Annotated in this window: 22 protein-coding genes; 14 read left to right on the top strand and 8 right to left on the bottom strand. The window is 42.3% G+C overall.

The window, feature by feature from the left end; genetic code table 11:
- Positions 1-10 precede the first annotated feature (10 nt).
- The 5 genes from argB to GVX98_RS08970 all read left to right on the top strand — a co-directional run bounded on the left by argB (position 11) and on the right by GVX98_RS08970 (position 4208).
- Positions 11-913, top strand: a complete 903-nt coding sequence (argB, locus tag GVX98_RS08990) for an acetylglutamate kinase (protein ID WP_159127853.1) — start codon at positions 11-13, stop codon at positions 911-913.
- Positions 914-1081: 168 nt separating this feature from the next.
- Positions 1082-1930, top strand: a complete 849-nt coding sequence (locus GVX98_RS08985; protein WP_159127852.1) for a class II glutamine amidotransferase — start codon at positions 1082-1084, stop codon at positions 1928-1930.
- A gap of 274 nt (positions 1931-2204) precedes the next feature.
- On the top strand, positions 2205-2660 hold the full coding sequence (locus GVX98_RS08980) for a bacteriohemerythrin (RefSeq protein WP_005400160.1): 456 nt from the start codon (positions 2205-2207) through the stop codon (positions 2658-2660).
- Between the two features lie 142 nt (positions 2661-2802).
- Positions 2803-3885 (top strand): hypothetical protein, encoded by a 1083-nt coding sequence (locus GVX98_RS08975; RefSeq protein WP_159127851.1) that lies wholly within the window; start codon positions 2803-2805, stop codon positions 3883-3885.
- Positions 3885-4208: an RnfH family protein gene (locus tag GVX98_RS08970; RefSeq protein WP_004984298.1), complete on the top strand. Its 324-nt coding sequence runs from the start codon at positions 3885-3887 to the stop codon at positions 4206-4208. The genes GVX98_RS08975 and GVX98_RS08970 overlap by 1 nt, the downstream gene beginning before the upstream one ends.
- 46 nt (positions 4209-4254) lie before the next feature.
- Here GVX98_RS08970 and GVX98_RS08965 read toward each other — a convergent pair whose 3' ends face one another.
- Positions 4255-4653, bottom strand: coding sequence for an outer membrane protein assembly factor BamE (locus tag GVX98_RS08965; RefSeq protein WP_004694868.1), 399 nt, complete (start codon positions 4651-4653; stop codon positions 4255-4257).
- 112 nt (positions 4654-4765) lie between these two features.
- On the opposite strand from GVX98_RS08965, the gene fur reads away from it, so the two are divergent.
- Entirely contained in the window at positions 4766-5203 is a 438-nt protein-coding gene (gene fur, locus GVX98_RS08960; RefSeq protein WP_004694866.1) for a ferric iron uptake transcriptional regulator, read from the top strand.
- Positions 5204-5262: 59 nt separating this feature from the next.
- Here the strand turns inward: fur and GVX98_RS08955 are convergent, their stop codons facing one another.
- Positions 5263-6384 carry a PilT/PilU family type 4a pilus ATPase gene (locus GVX98_RS08955; protein WP_004694864.1) on the bottom strand — a complete coding sequence of 374 codons (1122 nt, stop codon included), beginning with the start codon at positions 6382-6384 and terminating at the stop codon, positions 5263-5265.
- 26 nt (positions 6385-6410) lie between these two features.
- A complete protein-coding gene (locus GVX98_RS08950) occupies positions 6411-7448 on the bottom strand; it encodes a type IV pilus twitching motility protein PilT (RefSeq protein ID WP_004694862.1) in 1038 nt (345 codons plus the stop codon).
- 122 nt (positions 7449-7570) lie between these two features.
- Here GVX98_RS08950 and GVX98_RS08945 point away from each other — a divergent pair, with 122 nt between their 5' ends.
- Entirely contained in the window at positions 7571-8260 is a 690-nt protein-coding gene (locus GVX98_RS08945) for a YggS family pyridoxal phosphate-dependent enzyme (RefSeq protein ID WP_159127850.1), read from the top strand.
- A gap of 190 nt (positions 8261-8450) precedes the next feature.
- A complete protein-coding gene (locus GVX98_RS08940) occupies positions 8451-9185 on the top strand; it encodes a hypothetical protein (RefSeq protein WP_159127849.1) in 735 nt (244 codons plus the stop codon).
- Between the two features lie 115 nt (positions 9186-9300).
- Here the strand turns inward: GVX98_RS08940 and GVX98_RS08935 are convergent, their stop codons facing one another.
- Together GVX98_RS08935 and GVX98_RS08930 are read right to left on the bottom strand one after the other, a co-directional pair.
- Positions 9301-12894 carry an AAA family ATPase gene (locus tag GVX98_RS08935; protein ID WP_159127848.1) on the bottom strand — a complete coding sequence of 1198 codons (3594 nt, stop codon included), beginning with the start codon at positions 12892-12894 and terminating at the stop codon, positions 9301-9303.
- A 9-nt stretch (positions 12895-12903) separates the two neighbouring features.
- Positions 12904-14157 carry an exonuclease SbcCD subunit D gene (locus GVX98_RS08930; RefSeq protein ID WP_159127847.1) on the bottom strand — a complete coding sequence of 418 codons (1254 nt, stop codon included), beginning with the start codon at positions 14155-14157 and terminating at the stop codon, positions 12904-12906.
- 397 nt (positions 14158-14554) lie between these two features.
- On the opposite strand from GVX98_RS08930, the gene GVX98_RS08925 reads away from it, so the two are divergent.
- From GVX98_RS08925 to GVX98_RS08910, 3 genes are all read left to right on the top strand, one after another.
- Positions 14555-15532, top strand: coding sequence for a sensor domain-containing diguanylate cyclase (locus GVX98_RS08925; RefSeq protein ID WP_159127846.1), 978 nt, complete (start codon positions 14555-14557; stop codon positions 15530-15532).
- A gap of 334 nt (positions 15533-15866) precedes the next feature.
- The gene (locus GVX98_RS08915) at positions 15867-16313 is read left to right on the top strand and encodes an ABZJ_00895 family protein (RefSeq protein ID WP_004984321.1); all 447 of its coding nucleotides are present in this window, start codon (positions 15867-15869) and stop codon (positions 16311-16313) included.
- A gap of 59 nt (positions 16314-16372) precedes the next feature.
- Positions 16373-17293, top strand: coding sequence for a TIGR01777 family oxidoreductase (locus tag GVX98_RS08910; protein ID WP_004984323.1), 921 nt, complete (start codon positions 16373-16375; stop codon positions 17291-17293).
- A 7-nt stretch (positions 17294-17300) separates the two neighbouring features.
- On the opposite strand, the gene thiO is transcribed toward GVX98_RS08910, so the two are convergent.
- Both thiO and hemB read right to left on the bottom strand, forming a co-directional pair.
- Entirely contained in the window at positions 17301-18410 is a 1110-nt protein-coding gene (gene thiO, locus GVX98_RS08905; RefSeq protein ID WP_004984325.1) for a glycine oxidase ThiO, read from the bottom strand.
- Between the two features lie 27 nt (positions 18411-18437).
- A complete protein-coding gene (gene hemB / locus GVX98_RS08900; RefSeq protein WP_004694843.1) occupies positions 18438-19451 on the bottom strand; it encodes a porphobilinogen synthase in 1014 nt (337 codons plus the stop codon).
- A gap of 108 nt (positions 19452-19559) precedes the next feature.
- Between hemB and GVX98_RS08895 the strand changes: the two genes are divergently transcribed.
- The 3 genes from GVX98_RS08895 (at position 19560) to GVX98_RS08885 (ending at position 22992) form a co-directional block, all read left to right on the top strand.
- On the top strand, positions 19560-20057 hold the full coding sequence (locus GVX98_RS08895) for a thioesterase family protein (protein WP_004694841.1): 498 nt from the start codon (positions 19560-19562) through the stop codon (positions 20055-20057).
- Positions 20058-20304: 247 nt separating this feature from the next.
- Positions 20305-21456: an efflux RND transporter periplasmic adaptor subunit gene (locus GVX98_RS08890; protein WP_004984327.1), complete on the top strand. Its 1152-nt coding sequence runs from the start codon at positions 20305-20307 to the stop codon at positions 21454-21456.
- Between the two features lie 6 nt (positions 21457-21462).
- Positions 21463-22992, top strand: a complete 1530-nt coding sequence (locus GVX98_RS08885) for a DHA2 family efflux MFS transporter permease subunit (protein ID WP_004984332.1) — start codon at positions 21463-21465, stop codon at positions 22990-22992.
- 96 nt (positions 22993-23088) lie between these two features.
- Here the strand turns inward: GVX98_RS08885 and glpK are convergent, their stop codons facing one another.
- On the bottom strand, positions 23089-24573 hold the full coding sequence (glpK, locus tag GVX98_RS08880; RefSeq protein WP_004984334.1) for a glycerol kinase GlpK: 1485 nt from the start codon (positions 24571-24573) through the stop codon (positions 23089-23091).

Here is a 24573-nt window from a genome sequence, read left to right as displayed (position 1 = left end):
GGAGAGGCACATGCCACATCAACATACTGGCCTCGACAAAGCACAAGTTCTGACTGAAGCTTTGCCGTACATTCAACGTTTTGCTGGAAAAACGCTAGTAGTGAAATATGGTGGCAATGCAATGACCGATCCTGAGCTTGAGAGCTCGTTTGCACGTGACATCGTTTTGTTAAAAACCGTCGGTTTAAACCCAATCGTAGTACATGGTGGCGGTCCACAAGTGGATTCGTTTTTAAAGCAATTGGGGCGTGAGTCTGACCGTATTGATGGTATGCGTGTGACCGATTCAGCGACCATGGAAGTGGTTGAAATGGTGTTGGGTGGTAGTGTGAATAAATCTATCGTAAACTTGATTAACCAACATGGCGGTCGTGCCATTGGTTTAACGGGTAAAGATGGTAACTTACTGCGTGCACAAAAGTTACTGATGGAAAAAACTGCTGAAGATGGCACGGTACAAAAAATTGATCTTGGTCTAGTTGGCGAAGTGACCAGTGTTAAAACCGATGTATTGGAAATGTTTACCAGTGGTGATTTTATTCCTGTGATTGCACCCTTAGGTGTGGATGAAGAGGGCAACACCTATAACATCAACGCAGATTTAGTGGCTGGAAAAGTGGCTGAAGCTCTCGGTGCTGAAAAGCTGATTTTGTTGACCAATATATCAGGTGTTTTAGATGAAAATAAAAACCTACTCACGGGTCTAACTACCCAAGAAGTTGACCGTCTCATTGAAACGGGCGTGATCTACGGCGGAATGATTCCGAAAGTGGGCTGTGCTCTAGATGCGGTGAAAGGTGGTGTGGTGAGTGCGCATATTGTGGATGGTCGTGTGCCACATGCAACGTTGTTGGAGATTTTCACCGATCATGGTGTCGGTACATTAATTACCAATCGCAGTAATAAGCACTAAATATTTTGAAAAGCCTCCTCGGAGGCTTTTTTTAGGCCTATGCATTTTATAAAAATAGTTTTATGCGTGAATGTGTTCGGGTTATGAAGCATTGTGAATTGCAAGCCAGTCAGGACTCATGCACAATAAAACCATCATAAATAAATATGTTTAAATAAGACCAAGATTATGTGCCAACTGCTCGGAATGAACTGTGCAACACCGACTGATATTACCTTTTCATTTCGAGGCTTTTCACAGCGCGCGGGGATTACTTCAGACCACTGTGACGGTTTCGGGATTGCTTTTTTTGAGGATAAAGCCTGCCGTTTATTCGTTGACAATCAATCTGCAGTTGAGTCCCCGATTGCTGAATTAATTCGTAATTATCCGATCAAATCACGCAATGTGATTGCACATATCCGCAAAGCGACACAGGGAAAAATTAACTTAGAAAACTCACATCCATTTAGCCGTGAGTTATGGGGACGACAGTGGATTTTTGCGCATAATGGCGATTTGCATGAGTTTGATCCTGTACTTTCAGGACGCTTTACCCCAGTTGGCAATACCGACAGTGAACGTGCATTTTGCTATTTACTGGACCAACTGGTGAATAAATTTGGCTATACCGAGCCAAGTCTAGATCAAGTTTTTGATTTATTAACTGATGTTTCTCCACGGATTGCGGAGCATGGCACGTTCAATTTCTGTTTATCAAATGGGCAGGCCCTGTTTAGTTATGCCATTACCAAACTGCATTGGTTGGTGCGTGAGTACCCATTTAAACCTGCGCAGCTGATCGACATTGATGTTGAAGTTGATTTTAGTCAAGTGACTACCTCAGAGGATCGCGTGGCCGTGATTACCACCGAACCGTTGACTCAAAATGAAGCGTGGACGGCATTTTCACCCGGTGAAATGATTTTATTTCAATATGGCAAAGCGATCCGCCACCAAATGACCCATGTGGAACGTTTAATCCGAGAAGCCAAAGATCCGTCTTTAAAACGCATCACTAAAGCAGATCAATATTAATTTATTTCAAAATGATTAGAATATAAAAGCATGTTGATAATAATATAAAACATGCTTTTATTTTGATACATACTTATAAAATAATAAAATCGATTAAATAATAACTTATTCTTTTGGTCGGATTTAAATTTATTTACCTATTTAAAATATATACTTAAGTTTAATTTTGTGAAAATAGTATAAAACCAACCAATTTGATTCACTTTTATTTTTAATTATAGTCGATATGATTAATTCATGTAATTAATCTATTAATTTTTATTGGGTGGTCGGAATGATAATGAAGTGGGTTCCAGAATATAATACTGGTATCGATGTGATTGACGATCAACACCGTCGTATTCTCGATTATATCAATGAAATTGATGCGATTGATGTCAATACTGACCGTGAACGCGTGAAACAGATTTTAGAAAATATTATTGATTACACACAGTCTCACTTTACTTTTGAAGAGTCTCTCCAAGAAGAAGCGGGTTATAAATATCGTGTACCACACAAACGTGTACATGATTTATTTATTAAAAAAATTGAATCTTATCGTGACCGTTTTGAGTTGGGTCATTCAATCGAAGCTGAGCTGCATGAAGTGTTGTCGAAATGGCTGATTAACCATATCCAGCATGATGATGCAGATTATGTCGGTGCCGTAAAAGAAAATATGATGGGCATTATTAAAGAAAAAGAAAAGAAAAAAGGGAAAAATTGGTTTGCTCGTTTCTTTTCATAAGTGAGCCAAACGAGGGATAAAAACAATAAATTTTAATTATATTTAGCGCAGCAAATCATCAGTTTTGATGGTTTGCTTTTTGTTTTTGATTTTCATAAGCGAGCAAGGCAAAATAGCGCAAGACTTATTGAAGGAACGCATCATGCAAGACAATGCTCTGTCACGATGGTTATCGCCGCTGATGGCATTTTGTTTATCATTTATTATCATTGCCACACTTGCACCCTTGGTGGGAATTCAGGTTGAACGTCAGCTCGACTTTTGGTTACTTTGGTTAGTGACCATGGTGATCTTGGCTTTACCTGTGTGTTACTTAGAAATTGCCTTAGCCAAGCGTTCAAAAAACACGGCATTGAATGCTTTGTCGAATTTAACGCGTGATGCCGATGCTTCACAGACGTGGCGTCTTGTAGGATGGCTTGCTGTCGTCTTTATTCCTTTTTTAGCGGGCGGCATGTTGTCTAATGCTGCACAACTATTAAATCAATATGCACTGGCCGATATGACATCGTCCGTGATCTTTATTGCTTTGGCTGTGGTTGCCATCGCGTTGTCTTTTGCCCCACGTCTGCTGACCTTAGCGTTAACGGCGGTCGGTGTGCTGATTTCCTTAGTGCTTGCAAACCTCTCTGGTACAGGAATTGCTGAGTGGCAGGTGACACCGGTTGAATTTTCAGAATGGGGCAGTGCAACGGTATTGGCTTTGGTGGCAAGCGGTTTAGGACTCGGCCTGTACTGGCAGAACAGTTTAGCTCAAGTTCAACAGCAAGATGCTGCAACCAAGACTGTTTTACCGATTTGGATTGCACAAATTTTGGCGGTAGTTGCTTTTGCATTTTTTGCAGTCCAAGCGGCATTACCTGCGTATGCGATTGCTTTAACTGCGGTTGCAGCGGCAGCCGTGTTGTTACAGATGGCACGTGAGCAGTTGGCACAGCGCCAGTTAAATATTGTGATTCAGTGGCTCGTGCTGCTTGCTGCAACTTTGGTGTGGTTAATTCCAGCCACTGGCCCGATCTTTAACATCTTACTGATGCTGTGGGGCTTAGTGATTTGTTTGATTTATGCCATTTTTGCCGGTTGGATTATGAAAATTAGCCATTTACGTAAGTCGATGAACTTTAGTAATGAAGCTTTTTATAATATTTGGCGCATTGCCGTGCGTGTGGTATTACCTGTTTCTATCGTATTGGCCATTGTAGCCGTACTTGGAAAACTGATCTAATGCGCATGCTTCAACAAGTCTGGGTTGCTTATGCAACAGCAGACCAGCAGTTTCATATTAGTGTGCCGTTTTCTGAAGGAATGACGGCGCAGGATGCGATTCAACTGAGTGGTATAGGTTCGCAGGTTGAATTGCCTGAGCCTTTACAATTGGGCATCTTTGGTATCCGTTTGAAAGATCTTCAACAGGTTTTGCAAGTAGGGGATCGTGTTGAAATTTATCGTCCTTTGAGCATTAATCCTAAAGATATTCGAAGGATACGTGCACAAAATAATCCTGTGGGTCGCTTTGCAAAAGGCAATCGCTTAAAACAATCGAAATGATATGAAAAACCCCTCAGTTGAGGGGTTTCTTTTTTAGAATAAGGCTTTATAGTGGGGGCGCGTTTAGAATCGCTTCTTTCGATGCTGGTAAGCCCGGCTGAGATGCAGGAATGGTTTCTAAGCCTTCAATTTTTTGGACAATACCGTTTGGGTCGAAATAGACTTTCAGGTGTTGACCTTGTGCAGCAGGAATCTTGGCTTTTTTAGCATACGTTCCTGGGGTATAATTGTAGATGTAGTCCCAACGTAGCGGATTCATTGGATCTGAAACTGTCGGGCTGCCAAGCAAAAAGCGAACTTGTTGATGGCTCATGCCAACTTGTATTTTTGACGCTTGTGCTTGAGTTAATGGCGTACCTTGAGGAATATCAACTTTATAAACGCCCAAGGTCGAACAGCCTGCGAGCAGTGAAGTGACGAATAACGCCAACATGATTTTTTGCATTTTGCTACACTATCCCAAATTAATTATGATGCAATTGAGCCACGGATAGATCATACTGCATCTACACTTTGTTGCATATTCTAACTTTAAATTTGTTGAGAGACCTTTTTACATGCCAATTTCAAATCAAGATCTACGCAAAGCTGGACTTAAAGTTACACTTCCACGAATTAAAATATTAGAACTACTAGAAAATTCAAAGCAACACCATTTAAGTGCGGAAGATATTTATAAGACTTTACTTGAACAAGGTGAAGATGTCGGTTTAGCAACTGTTTACCGCGTGTTAACGCAGTTTGAAGCAGCGGGCATTATTCAGCGCCATCACTTTGAAAATAACCATTCTGTTTTCGAAATCATGCAAGACGATCATCATGATCATATCGTTTGTCAAAACTGCAACAAAGTGGTTGAGTTTAGCAACGAAGTAATTGAGCATGAGCAGCACGAAGTTGCTGAAAAGCATGGCTTTACTTTAACAGGTCACTCACTCAACCTATATGGTTACTGTGATGCTGCTGAGTGCCAAGAAGCACTGCGTAAAAAGTAATAATTTAGATCTAAAAAAGGGCTTCATGAGAAGCCCTTTTTTATTGTTTAAAGAAATGCTTAAGCTTGTCCGTCAAACGTGATGTTTGCACTGGCATGCAATAGACGATCACCGCCTTCTTCGGACAACTTGATTTGTAAGCGTAAGTCGTTTGGAGAGTCGGCGTGTTTCAGCGCATCTTTATAGGTAATCTGCTTAGCTTTGTACAAATCGAATAAGGCTTGGTCAAAGGTTTGCATACCGAGTTCACGAGAACGCTTCATCAGGTCTTTAATTTCATGGATTTCACCTTTACGGATCAAATCGGAAATTAACGGTGAGTTAATCAAAATCTCAATCGCAGCGCGACGTGAATTACCGTCTGGTGTTGGAATCAATTGCTGAGCAACCATCGCTTTAAGGTTTAAAGACAAGTCCATAAACAATTGGCTATGACGGTCTGCTTCAAAGAAGTGAATAATACGGTCGATGGCTTGGTTGGCGTTGTTGGCGTGCAGCGTTGCAAATACCAAGTGACCTGTTTCAGCAAAGGCAATCGCATAATCCATGGTTTCACGGGAACGAATCTCACCAATCAGAATCACATCGGGTGCCTGACGTAAGGTGTTTTTCAGTGCGATTTCAAAAGAGTCCGTATCAATGCCCACTTCACGCTGGGTAATGATACAGCCTGCATGCTCATGAATAAATTCAATTGGGTCTTCAATGGTAATGATATGACCTTTTGAGTTTTGGTTACGGTAACCAATGATCGAAGCTAAAGAGGTCGATTTACCCGTACCTGTTGCACCCACAAAGATGATGATGCCACGTTTGGTCATGGCCAACTCTTTGAGCACAGGCGGGAGTTTTAACTCGTCCATAGTTGGAATCTGCGTCTCAATCCGACGCAAAACCATACCTGGCATATCACGCTGTTGAAAGGCACTGACACGAAAACGTGCAGTTTTATCCCGATTCATAATCGCGAAGTTGCACTCATGTGTATCTGCAAATTCTTTACGCTGCTTTTCACTCATAATCGAGTTGAGCAGTTGCCCCGCGACATCACCCGTCAGCTTGCCCTTAGCCACAGGCACAATTTGACCGTTAATTTTCATGGAGGGTTCAACATCAGCGGTGATAAATAAATCTGACGCTTTTTGTTGAATCATATAATTGAGTAAGTCGTTAAAATCCATATCTATACCCCAAATCCATTGTTTTCTTATAAGAAGGTTTCAGGTTGCTTGGCAGCTGTACGGGCAGTTTGTGGACTGATCACTCCTTTGGTGACCAAGTTTTTCAAACTTTGATCCAGTGTGGTCATACCGTAGTTTGCACCAGTCTGAATAGCAGAATACATCTGTGCCACTTTGTTTTCACGAATTAAGTTACGAATGGCAGGAATACCAATCATGATTTCATGCGCGGCAACACGGCCACCGCCATTTTTCTTGAGTAAGGTTTGAGAAATCACGGCTTGTAGCGATTCAGATAACATGGCACGAACCATGTCTTTTTCTTCAGCAGGGAATACGTCAATCACACGGTCAATGGTTTTTGCCGCAGAGGTGGTATGTAGTGTACCGAAGACCAAGTGACCCGTTTCTGCTGCTGTGAGCGCCAAACGAATAGTTTCAAGGTCACGCATCTCACCCACGAGGATAATATCGGGGTCTTCACGGAGTGCAGAGCGCAGTGCTTCGTTAAAACCATGTGTATCACGGTGCACTTCACGTTGGTTGATCAAACATTTTTTTGACTGGTGTACAAATTCGATTGGGTCTTCAACTGTTAAGATGTGGTCATAGCGGTTATCGTTAATATAATCGATCATTGCCGCCAAAGTGGTAGATTTACCAGAACCAGTAGGCCCCGTCACTAAAACTAAACCACGTGGCAATTCACATAACTCTTTGAAGGTTTGTCCTAAACCTAAGTCTTCCATGGTCAGGACTTTAGACGGAATGGTACGGAATACTGCACCTGCACCGCGGTTTTGGTTGAATGCGTTCACACGAAAGCGAGCAATGCTTGGAACTTCAAAGGAAAAGTCTGTTTCTAGTTTTTCTTCGAAATCACGACGTTGTTTGTCATTCATGATGTCATAGACCAGTTTATGCACTTCTTTGTGTTCTAAAGCTGGTAAATTGATACGACGAACTTCGCCATCGACACGAATCATCGGTGGCATACCTGCAGATAAGTGTAAATCTGATGCCCCGTTCTTAGCCGAAAAGGCTAGTAATTCTGTGATATCCATTATTTCCCCGAGTTCATTTAAATGCTAATTATTTTGATAGAATAATAAGGCTTTCAATCAACTTAACCAACAGTTTGTTGAAAGGCAAAGCAAAAAAGATGACCGAAATGAGACCCTCGTCAATGAATATCTTGCAAAATTCACGTCAACACGTGTTATCCCAAATTCAGCAGGCCTGCGAAATATCAGGTCGTGACGTGGAGTCTGTAGAGCTTTTGGCGGTTTCTAAAACACATCCGAGTGAAGTGTTACGAGACATGTATACTTGTGGTCAACGCGCCTTTGGTGAGAACTATTTACAAGAGGCTTTGCAAAAGATAGAAGAGCTACAGGATTTAGAGATTGAATGGCATTTTATTGGGCATGTACAACGCAATAAAACCAAACATTTGGCTGAAAAGTTTGCATGGGTGCATGGGGTTGATCGTTTAATTATTGCAGAGCGTTTATCGGCGCAGCGTCTGATAACACAACCACCATTAAATCTTTGTCTACAGGTCAATATCGATGGTCAAGACAGCAAAGATGGCTGCCAACCTGATGAAGTTGCTGAGTTGGTAAAAAGTATCAGTCAGTTGCCTAACATCAAACTGCGTGGGTTGATGGTGATTCCGGCGCCGAACAATACCCAAGCCTTTAAGGCCGCGAAAGTGTTATTTGACCAAGTGAAAGAGCTGCATGTACATCCTGAAGACTGGGATACCTTAAGCATGGGCATGTCAGGCGATATGGTCGATGCAATTGCAGCTGGGTCGACTATGGTTCGCGTTGGAACCGCCTTGTTCGGAGCGAGAGATTATTCGCAGCATTAAGTCTAAACAGGGTTTATTGAGCTTAAAGGCAGTGAGAAGCGCTTAACTTACAATTATATAAAATTAATGGGCTGCTGAAAAAATAGGCTTAATTTAAACTCATGAATTGAATCGTCTATAGATTAGACAGATGAACCATGAAAAATGATTTCCTGACAACGATAAAAATTGCATTTAGGATGAAGCCAAAATGAAAAAACTCTATTTATTTATCTCCCTGCTTTTGAGTTTATTTGTAGCAGCTTGTAGTAGCACAAATACCAAAATGAGTGAGATGAGTGCGGAATCTACGGTTCAAAATGCTCACGTCGCTAAAAGTGAAAAATTAGGCACCAAGTGGGGCGATGAGATTAGTTCAAACGTAACGGAAGTCAATTTAAAGCGGTTATCCAGCAGCCCAATAGCTGAATCACAAGTTCGCTATGCCAGCAAAAAATACGTGGGCAAGGCTGTGAACAGTCTGTCATTGGCTGCTGGGAAAATCAGTTTTTCGATTGTAGATGATGCACAGCGTCCACTGCCTTTATTTCGAGATGGTCAGCAGTATTATTTATCTGGCAAAGATGGACAAAGCTATCAACTCAAATATCAAAACCATAGCAATAGCACGTTTGAAGTGGTTGCCAGTGTGGATGGTTTAGACGTCATCGATGGACGTGCAGCATCACGCAGAAATTCAGGTTATGTGCTTCGTCCACAAGGTGAGTTGATTATTGAAGGCTTCCGTAAGAGTGACTCTGCGGTGGCGTCCTTTACCTTTAGCCGACCTCAAGATGCCTATGCTGCAAACTCAGATCATGGTTCCATCCAAAATACAGGTGTGATTGGTACAGTGATCTACCCGCTACAGTCTATGGCGGCTACAGACAAAGCAGCAGATGCATCTAAATATGCGCCTCCACCAAAAGCATTCCCCGCGGATTAAAGCATTTGTTTGGATTTCAAAGGGAGCACTTACATTAAGTAGGATGCTTCCTTTATTTTTAACTGAGAGATAGTGTCTTAAAACAAATCAAATTTTGACTTTCAAAAATTTGAAATTATCCCACAACCTCAATGGTACTGGCACCTGCGCCCAAAGCTTTAACTTGGATTTGTACAGGAATACGTTCATGCATTTCTTGGATGTGTGAAATCAGCACCACTTTACGACCTTGGTTTTGCAGCTGATCGAGAGCATTCATGACCATGTGCAGGGAAGATGCATCTAAAGTCCCAAAACCTTCATCAATAAACAGAGATTCGATTTTCATTGAGCCTGAGGCCATATTGGCAATGGCAAGAGATAGGGCAAGAGCAGTCAGGAACGACTCACCCCCAGAGAGTGATGCAACGGAGCGGGTTTCTCCATCCATGTCATGATCAATAATGGCCAGACTCAGCGAATGTTCTAAACGCTTTAAGGTATAACGTTGTGAGAGTTGGTTGAGCTGTTGGTTGGCATGCTCCAGTAAAATATCGAGATTATATTGCTGTGCATAATCACGGAATTTTTTGCCTGTTTTGTCCCCCATCAGACCTGAAATTTTCTCCCAACGGTGTTCTTCCTGTTGTATCACTTTAATCTGATCTGCAAATTGTTTTTGTTTCTCGATATTTTGCTGATGCAATTCGATTTGAACTTTATATTGATCTCGTTGTTCAGCTAAAGTTTGCATATTTTCAACAAGTGTAGCGAGCTTAGAAATTAATACTTCAAGTGCAATTTCAGGTTGATGCTCAAGATGTTGTTTGAGTTGTTCTTGGATGGTTCTCATCCCTGCTTGTAGATCTGCATAAGCACGTTCAACTTTTAAAATATCTTGTTTTAATTGCTGTTCTTGCTCGTGAGAAATCGTACTTAGTTGTTCTAACATTGCATACGTAAAATCAGTATTTTGGTTTAACCATTGTTGAACATGGGTAGTCGCTTGCTCAGCTTGTTTTTGCAGTTGAGCGTTTTGAGCAAGACATTCTTTTAATACATTATTTTTAGTTTCAAAGTCTTGTCGGATTTGATCAAAACTTTGGCGTGCATTTCTAAGTTGGTTTTGTAGATATTGTTGGTTTTGATCAAAATCGGTTAACCATTCATGTGGCTTTTCAACAGTATTTTGCGTTATTTCAAAAATAACCTGGATTGCAATATCGCTATTTTTTTTGCCTTCAATGGTTAAACTTTCGATATGCTTTGTAGCTAAATGAATCTTTTCCTGACCGAATTTAATGTGCTGTACACATTGTTGAAGTTGTTGAGTGGTTTGATCGAGTTGTTTGTTCAGATCATTTCGCTGTTTTAATGTGAGCTGACGTTGTTGTAAGCAGTTTGAAATTCGTTCTGCGGTATTTAATGTAGATTGCGTCCACATTTGTTTTTCTATGTCATTCAACAAACTTACGATATGCTGAATATTTGATTCGGCCTGTTGAACATTTGATAAATGCTGTGTGGTTTGTTGAATCGATTGTACTAGTTCATGACGTCGCTTTTGAGCATTTCCATGTAAAGCTAAACTGTCTTCAAGTTGTTTTTGAGTTTGTTGAGTATTCTCTTTTTGAGCCTGAATGATTTGAGTTAACACATCATGATTTTTTGAAAAATCAAAGGTGATATGAAGCGTTATAAGTTGCTGTTCAAGCTCAGACTGAAGCTGTAGTCGTTGAGCGGTGAGAGTAACCAGCTGTTTTGTATTGGCATCCAGTGATGCTGTTTGCTGAGTCAATGTTGTCTTTAACTTTTGCCAAGTTTCAAACGCCACCTTTTCAAACTCAAGTGCTTGATGCTCATGCTGTTCTTGTAGTTTCAATAACTCATCGGAAAAAGCTTCTTTTTCAGCATATGGATGATGTGTACTGCCACAAACCAAACAAGGTTCACCATCAACCAAATCTGCTCTAAGTTTTTCAATATCTTTAGTATTTAGTAAACGTTGCTGTTGCAAGATTTTTTGCAGTTGTTCACGTGCATTTTTTTGTTCATGGTAATTCGTTTCGGCAGTTTTGAATTCAGTTTGAGTGTGTATAATTTGTTGATTTAGCGTATTTTCCCAACCCGTTAATTTGTGATATTCAGTATCAATCTGTTGAAAATTATGCCATTGATGTTGAATCACATTGAATTGATTTAACTTTTGTACAAGTTGATCACGCTCGATGCCTAAGGTTGTAATTTTTTGATTGAGTGGATCATCTTGACCGAATTGTATTGTTATTTCTTCAAGCTGTTTCTGTTTTGCCAAAAGTTGCTGATTGGCCTGTTGCACATCACCATAATTTTTTTCAAATAGAGCGTAACTTTGAATAAAGCGTTGAATTTGGGGGATGTGCGCTGAAAGAGAATCATCCAAAGAACCAAAATGATCGGATGGTTCTAACTGCACCGTGTGTTGAGAAATATTGAGTTGTAATTGTTTAAGCTGATCTTGAACTAATTTTTCCTGATCAAGATGGGGAATCTGTTGATTCTCTAGTTCTTTAATAGCACCTTGAGCTTTACGAAGTTGCTCACCCAATAGACGGCGGTCTGCAATACGATCACGCACCAATTTAATTTTGTCTTGATGCTGAGTCTCAAATAATTGTAGTTGATTGTGCTCAGTATCTATTTTTTCAAAGGCAAGTTTTTCAGTATTGTATTTCTGTTCAACAGTATTGAAATCTTGCTGTGCTTTGAACAATTGAGGTTGTAATTTGCCAAGATCAGTATTGAAATTCTTATGTTGAATGACATATGGGTGAATAGAAGCAAAGCGCTCAAGTTGGTGTAATTGTGCTTTTTGCGGAGCGAGTGCCTCAATATATTGTTGTTGAAGTTTCAATTGTTGCTGACGACCTTGAATATCAGCTTCTAGTTTTTGTTTTTGCTCAAACCATTGTTGTTGTTTTTCCAGTTGCGACTTTTGAGCTTCAAGCTGTTTATAATCCCTGTCGCACTGCTGAAACTGTGTCGATAATGCAGTGACTTGTTCATCGGTTAACAGTTCAATATGACCCAGCACATTTTCCAGTTCTTTGCGCTGCGTGGCGACGGATTTGGTTTTTTCATAAGCCAGTTGACCAATTTTCCCAAAAATAGCGGAATTGGTCAGATATTCCAGCAATTCACCACGTTCATTGTCCCGTGCTTTTAAAAAAACGGTGACCTCAGATTGGGCCAATAAAACGGCACGAGTAAATTGTTCAAAACTGAGCTGAGTGATGCGTTTGATATTTTCATCGACGGCTTTGGCTTTATCAGCAACCACAACACCATCGGTGACACATTTTAAAGAACGTTGCACACTTTGCAGTTTGCCATCGGCTTTTTCCCGCGAACGTTTTAATTCCCAACGTGCGATATAGCGTTTTTGGTCTTGTGCAATAAAGCATAGCTCGGCATAACCATGTGCAGTGCCACGACGCAGTACGGTCAATGGGGAATTGGTGAGCAGCTCTGAGCCATCGACATCTTGAAGTTTCCCATCACTGTCTTTTAGTCGTGGAATACGGTTAAACAGGGCCAAACACATAGCATCTAAAATGGTGGATTTACCTGCGCCTGTTTTCCCCACAATGGCAATCAGACCTGCACTGGCTAAGGGATCACTTTCAAAATCAATCAAATGCTCGCCAGAAAGTGAAGCAAGATTTTTAATTCGAATCGATAAAATATTCATACTAAACCTTTAAGCCTCGTGCTCATCTGCAAGGGATTGTTCTGCTTCACGCATTAAGCTCATAAAATCGTTCAATACTTCTGCATCATTGTGATAACCCTGTTTTTCCCAAATTTGCTGAAACAGTTTTTCTGGTGTTGGCGGTTCTAAACTTACTTTAGCGGGTGCATTGGGGTCTTGCTCAGTCGCTAAATATTGACGTGAAATACGGACTAAACGATAACGGTTTTTGGGTAGAGCCTCTTCGAATTGTTGTCTTAAATTGGGCTGAGGTGGAACAGCAGTATGGTATTCAATATCGACATATTCACGTTGATCAATCTCTGGGATAGCGCCTTGAGGCAATGCTTGCAGCTTTTCCAGTACTTCATTGAGTTCACCGCGTATTTTATGCAGTTGAATGCTTCGTGGTATCGCTAAAACATTCAACTGAAAACGGGAGGTATCATTTCGTGTGGGATCAAGTGTCACTTCAACAACTTGATGTTTATAGTTAATTTCACTAAAGGACAGAGGGATCGGTGAACCACTATAGCGGATATGCTCTTCACCGACTTTTTGTGGTTTATGCAGATGTCCGAGCGCAACATAGTCAATGATTTCATCAAATAATGCTGTTGAGAGTGCTTCTTCATTCCCAATTACAATAGGACGCTCAGAGTCAGAGGTTTCGCCGCCTTGCATATGTGCATGAGACATTAAAATTAGGGCTTGATCAGCTGTTTTTCGAGCTTTAACCTCGGCGATCAATTGTTGATGCAAATAGGCAATCGCGTTTTGGCTATTGGTGGTGTGTTCATTAAAGCCTGTAATCTCAGCAGGACGTAAAAAGGGCAGGCTCAGACACCATGCCACAGTATTTTGTTGCTCATCTAAAATCGGCACCAATAGGTGCTCAAGATCGATCTGCTGTTGACTATTTTTATGAATCACTCCCACCGCTTTGGCGTTGTATTTGGCCAGTAACGGTTCAACTTGTTCAATGCGGTAGCCTGAGTCATGGTTGCCTGCAATCATCAGAGTTTGCATATGCGGTGCACGTGCATGTGCATCTGCTAAGAACTGATAGAGTTGCTTTTGTGCGGACGAAGCAGGGTTGATGACATCGAAAATGTCTCCTGCAATCAAAAGCGCATGTGGCTGTCTTGCACTGATTTGCTCCAGTAGCCATGCTAAAAACTGTTCATGTTCATACTGACGGGAATGGTTATAAAAAAACTGTCCCAAATGCCAATCAGATGTATGAAAAAAACGAACAGCCATAGATACCCCAAGCTCAAAGCGCAATAGAGCTATAAGCTAACATAAATCAAAATTATTCGATGGATAATTGTCGCTACGACGACAATCTCTGACCTGACAGTTGAGTGCCTATTGTTAAGTTAAATTGCACAGAAAAATTAGTGAGTGATTATGTGAAAAAGAAAGTGATGGGTTTATTTGATTAACACTATAGTAAAAAGATAAATTTTGATTAAAAAATGTTCTTTTAATGGGGTATTATGTAAATCTATGAAATTGTATATCGTGTCATAGCCATAAAGGAAATGTGCAGCTCGTTCACGGATTCAATTTTGAGACTTTATAAGAATGATTTATGCAGAATGTCTAAAAAATAAGTCATGTATTGAGTAGGACAGGGTATAAGGAGAACGTAACTATGTCTGATTCTATTTTCAATTCGCCCCGTATTGTCAATGATCTGGTGTATAAGACGCTGATTGAATCAACACTTGCTATTCCTTGGAGTATTGATTGGGAAACCAAAACGTTTAGTTATATTGGCCCACAAATTGAAAAAGTGCTGGGTTGGAAGCAAGATTCGTGGAGAACAGTCGAAGATTGGGCGATGCGAATGCATGAAAATGATCGTGCATGGGTGGTTGATTTTTGTGTGGCGCAGTCGATTTCTGGGGTTGATCATGAAGCAGACTATCGCGCACTGACCATCAATGGAGAATATATTTGGATTCGCGATGTGGTGCATGTAGTGCGAAAACCAGATGGGGAAGTCGATAGTTTGGTTGGATTTATGTTCGATATTTCGGAGCGTAAAAAACAGGAACAAGAATTAGAAACACTGAAAAAACAACTGGAAGAATATTCTTATCAAGACGGTCTGACGGGGATTGCCAACCGCCGCTTCTTTGACGATAGCTACCAACGTGAATGGCTCAATGCGCAACGTGAACAGCAACCACTGACCATCATGTTATTAGACATCGATTATTTTAAACAATACAACGACTATAATGGCCATATTCTCGGTGATGCTTGTCTGAAACAGATTGCACAAATACTGAAAAAAAGTGTCTCACGTCCACGTGATTTGGTGGCGCGTTTTGGCGGGGAAGAGTTTGTTTTGATATTACCCGATACCTCACAAGCGTCTGCAATTGAAGTGGTGGAGCGTATTTTACAGAGTATTCGAACCGCTGATATTTGCCATAGCTCATCGCCATTGGATCAGCGTTTATCGGTCAGTTTAGGGGTGAAAACCATTATCCCAACCCAGAAAAATGACAAAATGGCCTTTTTAAAAGAGGTCGATCAGAATCTGTATTTGGCCAAAGAGCAGGGACGTAATGGTTATGTCATTCAGGATGCAGAAGACGTCCAGCACTTAAACTCATATTAACTTTTAAGGGCTTCTTCATCTATTGAGGTGGGGGAGCACTGAAAAATCAGTCCTCAAAAAAATAAAGACCGACGATTCGAGTGATGATGAAATCGTCGGTCAAAGAAAACTGCTTCACGCTTAAATGTCGGCTGCTGACAACATTTAAATTTGGAGCCAATCTTATTGCTCTAGGAAAGGTCACCGTACGTATTGTGGATGCCGGTACAATGTTGACGGTTGCTGCGACCTTGTACCCTATTTAACGCACATCAACTTCGATTGGTTGACATGAAAATGAAAAAAAACTGAATTTTTTTTATAATGATTTTTTGGCTGGGTTTAAAGTAGCGCTATGATTTCGCTAACACGATATTTTCTCTGGTTTTTTTTCATATGTTTTGTCTTTAGTTGTGTCTGTGGTGTACTCGCTGCTCTACTTCCGACAGGGATGGGAGCGGTATTAACGGCTGTACCTTATTTGGTGGCCATGATTTGGGTTTTACTTAAATTTATTAAGCAGCAGCGCCGTGCGCCAACCCAAGCAGAGCGGAAGAAATTCGCTTTAGGTTTTAGTCTGATTTTTTGGAGCTATAACTTTGCCTTTTTCATGTTAGGTTTATTTATCTTTGCGCAGGGAGATGCCGAAGTTTGGCAAAACTTTATGCTCTACGTTCAACAACCTCAATTTATCAGTATGGTGGTGATTTTGATTTTATTGATCGCGATTCCGCTGTATGTGCTGACTTACTGGTTTTATGGCAAACAAGCAGAGCGTATGGCAGCAAAAATGATCGATTAATCGTAAAGCTTTCTTCTAAATGCTATAGTTTGAGCAAAAGCATCATTTGAGATCACGCTATGCAAAAAGAACGTGTATTGGTGACAGGAGCAAGTGGTTTTATTGGTTCAAACTTGCTCGATTATTTATTAGAAAAAGATTATGAAGTGATCGGCTTAAGCCGACAGAAAAATTTGCCTAAAATTCACCCACATTTGACTTGGATTCGAGCTTTAGAAGAACTCAAGCATGATCGCATTGATTATGTGGTGAATTTGGCAGGGGAAAGTATTGCTCAGGGGCGTTGGGCAGATGCCCGCAAACAAAAGCTGATTGCCAGTCGTGTTGAAACCACGACAATGCTCTATCAATATCTCGCTAAAAGAAAGATTCAACCGAAATGTATTATTTCGGGTTCGGCAGTGGGCTATTACGGTATTGATTCAACTGAACAATGGACAGAGTGTTGTAATGAGCAGTCAGCTCCGCAGTCTATTTTTATGTCAGAGTTGTGTCAAAAATGGGAACAATCTGCACGGCAAGACACTTCGCAAAATACCAAAATTATTCGTTTAGGCGTGGTCTTTGGACGTGGGGCCGGCATTTTGCCGCAAATGTTGTTTCCGATCAAAATGAACTTATGTGGACGTATTGGTTCGGGGCGACAACCTGTGGTGTGGGTGCATATTCAAGACGTGCTGCGAGCGATTGAGTTTCTAATGTTGCATGAAACCACTGCACAAGTCTTTAATGTCGTCAGTCCAGAAAAAGTCACCCAGTCAGCATTTGCACAAACCGCAGCGCAAATTCTGAAACGTAGACCTGTACTTTCTTTACCTGCTTTTGTGCTGAAGTTACTTTTAGGTGAGCAGTCTCAACTGGTGCTGAATGGTCAATTTGTTCGCCCCGAAGCATTGAAAGCACAGGGGTTTGAGTTTAAATATCCCACTTTAAAAGAAGCCTTGATCCACATTATTCAACCGCAAAATTTACCCAAATAGCGTTTGATCAAGCAAAGCTTACTAAGCGCTCAGGGCTATAGGCACTGGCGTCAACCGTTAAGCTTTGGCTCAACATCAATTCGCGTAGCAGTCGTGCAGATGCAGGCCCCATACATAGACCATTTCTATAGTGACCGAAGTTTGCCCAGAGATTGGCTATTTCAGGGAATGCTCCAATATAAGGAACACCCGTGGGGGAACTTGGGCGTAGACCCGCCCAATGTTTCACAATCGGAAAATCAGCCAGCTCAGGCACCATGTCCAAACATGCTTTATAAATATTTTGCTGGGTTTGTAAAGAAGGGCGTTGGTCAAAACCGACATCCGCCATGCTTGAACCGCAAACGATATGACCATCCAAACGTGGAATCAGATACATAACCTGATTCATACACATAGTTGGTAGCCAGTTTTCAGGGGTTTTAAACAGCAGCATTTGTCCTTGTACGGGGTTCACTGGAATGCTGCACTGGAGTTGTTCGGACCAATGCTGTGACCATGCGCCTGTTGCAATCACCACATGATCCGCTGAATAGCTCTGACCATCGGCAGTTTTTATCCCTTGAACTTGCTGATTGACCATGTCAAAGGTATGTACCCACGCTTGCTCATGAAAGGTGACTTGTGGCTGCCGTTTGAGATATTCCACAATCGACTTGAGCAGTCGAGGATTACGGACATTGGCTAACTGTGGAAAATGGATGGCTTGTTGAAAGTGCGAAGAAATGCGCGGATTGACCTGTTCCAGTTGTTCGCGTTGCAAAAGTTCACAATGCTGCATCGGTTCTTGGTGTTGATCTTTATAATTTAGGCCAATGTCAAAATCAGCTTCATCAAAAATCAGCATACCTGTTTCGTGGATTTCAAAATCTATCCCCGAAACCGGACTAATTTTTTCATTCCATGCTTGATATATGCTTTGGCCATATTTGGCGAGGTCATTGACACTTTGTGGATAGCGCCATGGGTACATCGGGGAGAGAATCCCTCCACCTGCCCATGAAGCCGCTTGTCCCGCTTGCTGTTGGTCAAAAATCTCAACCGAACAACCGTGTTCAATCAGCTCAAGCGCTGTCAGTAAACCACTGATTCCTGCGCCAATGATGGCAATATGCATTGAAATTCAATCCTTTTAAACGCGCTGTTATTTCATGTCTTTTAGTTTCAGTGCCGCTTCTTCTGCAAAATAGGTCCAGATGCCATCTGCACCCGCGCGGCGGCAGCTCATCAGTGATTCAATAATCACGCTGTCCGATAACCAGCCGTTTTGGATGGCCGCTGCGAGCATGGCATATTCGCCACTGACTTGGTAAACGAAAGTTGGCACGCCGAAGTTGTCTTTGACTTCGCGGACAATGTCCAAATACGGCATACCCGGTTTCACAATCACCATGTCAGCCCCTTCTTGAATATCAAGGGCAATTTCATGTAATGCTTCTGCGCGGTTGCCGACATCCATTTGATAGTTGTATTTGTTGCCACCTTTAAGGTTGCTGGATGAACCGACCGCATCACGGAAAGGGCCATAGAAGCTCGACGCGTATTTTGCTGAATAGGCCATGATTGAGGTGTAGATATGACCATTGGCTTCAAAGGCTTGACGAATCGCACCGATACGACCATCCATCATGTCACTTGGCGCAAAGACATCTGCTCCAGCTTCAGCGTGGCTTAACCCTTGTTTGATCAGGGCTTCAACGGTTTCGTCATTGAGTACATAACCTGTTTCATCAATGATGCCGTCTTGACCATGCGTAGTATACGGGTCAAGTGCTCCATCGGTAATCAGCACCATTTCAGGTAATTCTTTTTTGAGCAGACGTAGCGTGTTTTGAACCACACCATCTTCACGCCATGCTGCTTCGGCACTTAAGCTTTTATCTTCTTGGGGAGTAACTGGAAATAGCGCCAGTTTCGATACGCCAAGTTCAAGTAAACGTTCTGCTTTTTTTAAGAGTAAGTCCGCAGATAGGCGTTGCACCTTCGGCATACTGGGAATGTCTTGCGTTTGGTTTTGTCCCGGCAGTACAAATACTGGATAGATAAGATGATCTGTCGTTAAATGGGTCTCGCGAACCATAGAGCGCAGATGTTCATTTTTACGAATACGGCGCATGCGAGTAGCGGGGAAGGCGGGACGGTTGAACGTATAGGTCATACAAATCTCGATAATCGGTATTAAACTAGGTCAGTATTGTAGACCTATCTTATGGCTTTGGGCACATATTGACGGGTTTTTATTGTTTTAAGAGTGAAGCAGATTGTTATGAGTAGTGGTGAAAAAAGCTGGACGGGCAGCATACACTTAGGAGCAAAAGTGGATATAGATGTGGTTTTTGAGCAGTTGGTTAAGGCTTTTAATGCGTCGCCATTTTTTAAGCACAACACCATGACTATGCGAGTCGTTGACGGGCAAATTGAAGCCTATATCGATATGCAAGATTACTTAATTGGCAATGTTGCGTTCCAGATTCTACACGGGGGCGTGGCTGCAACGGTTTTGGACAGTATTGGTGGTATTGTAGCGATGGGGGAGCTGTATAAAAAAGCGGAACCTGACACGATTGCGGACACCATTAAAAAAGTATCCCGTTTAGCTACAGTCGATATGCGAGTTGATTATCTTGCGCCGGGACGTGGAAAATACTTTATTGCCCGTGCTGAAACCCTAAGATTGGGGCGTAAAGGCTGCACGATGCGCATGACCATGGTCAATGATGAAGGCAAATCGATTGCAACAGCGATTGCTTCTTATGCTTATTAGTTTTAAATTAATTAAGTAGTTAATATTCAAGTGAAATCTACAGCATCTAATAGGAAGTTGGATGCTGAAAACTAAAATAGACTGAGCAGTTACAATTTATTTTCTCAAAATGTGATTATTTGCTCTTAGAATGCATCAAATTTTATTGTGACTTTCTCATCGACACCAATGCAGACAATACTTGTCTGATGTCCCTTTCGCAGGGATGATGCCGGCTGACCAAGTCTGTTAGATTTAGGAAAAATCAATGACAGATGCCTCAAATACACTGCCAGATACTGATCCAGCCGATCAAATCAATGATCAAGCACTGAAAGCTAAACGTAAGAAAAGCTTAGGTTTCGTGGCTGTGATCCTGATCATTGCTGCCATTTTATTCTTGATTTGGAAACTGTTCTTTAACCATTCGGTTTCAACTGATAATGCTTATGTGGGCGCGGAAACGGCCTCGATTACCTCTATGGTGACAGGCCAAGTTGAAAAAGTTTTGGTCAGTGACACGCAAACTGTAAAAAAAGGTGATGTGCTGGTTTTGGTCGATCATCGTGATGCTGAAATTGCTGTAGCGCAAGCTCAGGCCGAATTACTTAAAGCACAGCGCCAGTATAAACAAAGTGCGGCCAACAGCAGCTCTCTAAACTCGCAAGTCTTTGTGAGTGATGATGCTATTCACAGTGCTGAAGCACAAGTGGCTAAAGCCAAAGCAGAGTTAGATAAAGCGCAAGATGACTTGAATCGTCGTCAGCAGTTGAGTGCGACAGGCGCGATTTCTAAAGAAGAATTAAGCACGGCACAAGCTGCTTTAAATAATGCACAAGCGGGCTATAACTTGGCGCAAGCGGGTTGGGCGCAGGCTAAATCCAGTCAGAAAGCTGCGCAAAGCAATTTGGCTGCAAATGAAGCTTTAATTCAAGGCAGCAATGAAAATTCGACTCCCGATGTTTTGGTTGCTCAAGCAAAACTGAAACAAGCTTTACTTGATTTAGAACGTACTGAAATTAAAGCACCATTTGATGGGGTGGTGACGAGCCGAAAAATTCAAGTTGGACAGCGTGTGGCACCGGGTTCTGTGCTCATGGTGGTGGTGCCAATTTCACAGTTATATGTGGACGCGAACTTTAAAGAAAGCCAGCTGGAAAATGTACGTCCAGGTCAAAAAGCGGTTTTAACCTCAGATTTGTATGGCGACTCGGTTGAGTTCCATGGCACGGTCTTGGGCTTCTCTGGTGGAACAGGTTCTGCCTTCGCGCTGATTCCTGCACAAAATGCCACAGGCAACTGGATTAAAGTGGTACAGCGTTTGCCTGTACGTATTCAACTCGACCCGAAAGAGTTGGCTGAACATCCTTTACGTGTTGGCTTGTCGATGGAAGCTCAAATCGATTTGAAATCGAAGTAGTTGCGCATGAATAGCTACGTTCCCTATGGTGACTTAAAGGGTGGTCGCCTGATGCTGGCGGCTTTCGTCCTTGCTTTGGCCAACTTTATGGTCGTGCTGGACATGACCATTGCCAATGTTTCTGTGCCTCATATTACGGGAAGCCTTGCAGTATCGAGTTCACAAGGAACATGGGTGATTACCTCTTATGCCGTGGCTGAAGCGATTTGTGTTCCCTTAACAGGCTGGCTCGCAGGTCGTTTTGGTGGAGTGAGGGTTTTTACCTTAAGTCTGATTGGCTTCACCATATTTTCGGTACTGTGTGGTTTATCGACCAGTTTAGAAATGCTGGTTTTCTGCCGAATTGGTCAAGGTTTATTTGGTGGCCCGATCATGCCGCTCAGTCAGATGTTACTGATGCGGATTTTCCCTCCAGAAAAGCAATCCCAAGCCATGGGCATGTGGGCAATGACGACGGTGGTTGGCCCGATTCTTGGTCCGATTTTAGGAGGAACCATCAGTGACAACATGTCTTGGCATTGGATTTTCTTTATTAATATTCCTGTTGGGATCGCGTGTGCTTTTGCTGCGATGCGTTTGCTTAAACCTGCGGAAACCGCCACGGCCAAACTCAAAATTGATCGCGGTGGATTGATCCTCCTGATTTTATGGATTGGAGCATTACAGCTCATGCTCGATCTGGGGCATGAACGCGATTGGTTTAATAGCCCAGCGATCGTGGTACTGGCTTTAACGGCTGTGATTGGCTTGGTGATTTTTACCATTTGGGAGCTGACCGAACGGCATCCAGTGGTGAATATCCAAATCTTTAGATACCGTAGTTTCACGATTTCTGTCTTGGCACTGGCCTTTGGCTTTGGCGCATTTTTTGGCAGTATTGTGCTGATTCCGCAGTGGTTACAGATCAATTTGGGCTATACCGCAACTTGGGCCGGTTATTTAACCGCAACCATGGGTTTTGGTAGTTTAGCTATGTCACCCATTGTGGCGAAATTGGCAACCAAATATGACCAACGTGCACTGGCCAGTTTTGGTTTGAGCATCTTGGGCGGGGTGACCTTGATGCGCTCGTTCTGGACCACAGATGCAGACTTTTTTGCATTGGCATTGCCGCAAATCTTGCAAGGCTTTGCTGTACCATTTTTCTTTATCCCATTATCAAATATGGCACTGTCATCGGTATTGCCGCATGAAATGGCATCTGCCGCAGGTTTAATGAACTTCTTAAGAACCATGGCAGGTGCGATAGGTGCCTCTATTGCTGTCACTATTTGGGACGATCATACCAAAGTTGCACGTAGCGAAATGGTCGGTAGTTTGCATACAGATCAAACTCAGTCGGTGTTGATGCAGCAGGGAATGAGCGCGGAAGGTGCATTAGGTTATATTTCTAGTTTGGTGGATAAAGAAGCGTTGACTCTATCGGCAAACTATATTTTCCTAATCTTGGCCTTGGTGTTCCTATTTGCAGCATCTATTATTTGGCTCTGTCCTAAACCTAAAATAGGGGCAGGCGGTGGCGGGCATGCGCATTAAGGTAATAAAAAACCGCTTTCTTGAAGCGGTTTTTTATTCTACATGTTATGCAGTTTTATGATGTTTTTGTTATCTCAAAACAATAGCGTTAAATAATCAAAGTTCTGACTTTGCACGCTTTAAGGCAGATTGCCATTGTTGCAAATGAAACTCACGTTGATCTGGACTCATTTTCGGTTCAAAAGCACGTTCAAGCTGCCAAGACTGTGCAATTTCATCCAAACTTGAAAATACGCCAGACCTTAAGCCTGCCATAGCAGCCGCGCCCCATGCGGTCGACTCCTGCATCTTAGGGCGTAGTACAGGCACATTTAAAATATCGGCTTGAAACTGCATGAGCATGTCATTTTGACTGGCGCCACCATCGACACGGAGCTCTTTCAGCGGCTGCTGGATATCGGCTTGCATGGCTGTCAGTACATCCGAGACTTGAAAGGCAATGGATTCTAAGGCTGCACGAGCAATATGGGCCTTATTGGTGCCGCGTGACATTCCACATAAGAGGGCACGCGCTTCACTGTCCCAATGTGGCGCACCAAGTCCAGTAAATGCAGGAACAAGCATAACGCCATCGGTATCTTTAACTGTACAAGCTAATTTTTCAACATCGCTACTTTTTTGAATAATGCCTAAATTATCCCGTAGCCACTGAACAATCGCACCTGCCATAAATACACTGCCTTCTAGGGCATAAGTGGTTTGATTTTGCGTTTTCCAACCCAGTGTCGAAAGCAGTTTGTTGTTACTGTATTGAACGGTCTCGCCTGTATTGAACAGCATAAAACAACCTGTGCCATACGTGTTTTTTGCAGTCCCAATGTCAAAACAGGACTGTCCAAACAGTGCAGACTGCTGGTCGCCTAATATGCCTGTGATCGGAATATTGGCACCGAGCAAGCCTGCCGCGGTATCTGCGACGTAGGTATCTGAGTTGATGATTTTCGGTAGTAATGCAGACGGAATATTAAATAAATCTAATAGCTCTTCATCCCACTGCTGGGTACTTAAGTTCATGAGCATGGTGCGAGAGGCATTGCTGACTTCCATGACATGTTGAGCACCTTGGGTAAGATTCCAAATCAGCCAACTATCAATCGTGCCAAAGGCCACATGCCCCTGTTCAGCCAGTCTGCGTAGACCATTGACATGCTCAAGTAACCAGACCAATTTTCCTGCACTAAAGTAAGGGTCAATTCGGAGTCCAGTTTTGGATTGAATCTTATCTTTTAAGTTTTGCTGTAGGAGCTGATTGCACCATTCAAATGCGCGACGGTCTTGCCAGATAATGGCTGGTGCAAGCGGCTGTCCTGTACGTTTATCCCATACGACAGTCGTTTCTCTTTGGTTAGTAAGACCAATGGCTTTGATGTCTTTGGCTAAAATACGAGCAGAGGCCAGAGCCTGCTGTACAACAGCAATTTGTGAGCTCCAAATCTCTTGGGCATCTTGTTCTACCCAGCCTGATTGGGGGGTATGTATACGTGTTTCGCGTTGCGCCGTTGCCTGAACTTGACCTTGTTCATTGAAAATAATGGCACGACTCGAAGTGGTTCCTTGGTCGAGTGCAAGTAAGTAGCTCAT

This window comes from Acinetobacter sp. 8I-beige, from assembly GCF_902505955.1.
GTDB lineage: Bacteria > Pseudomonadota > Gammaproteobacteria > Pseudomonadales > Moraxellaceae > Acinetobacter > Acinetobacter johnsonii.
This window is presented reverse-complemented; position numbering and strand designations above follow the sequence as displayed.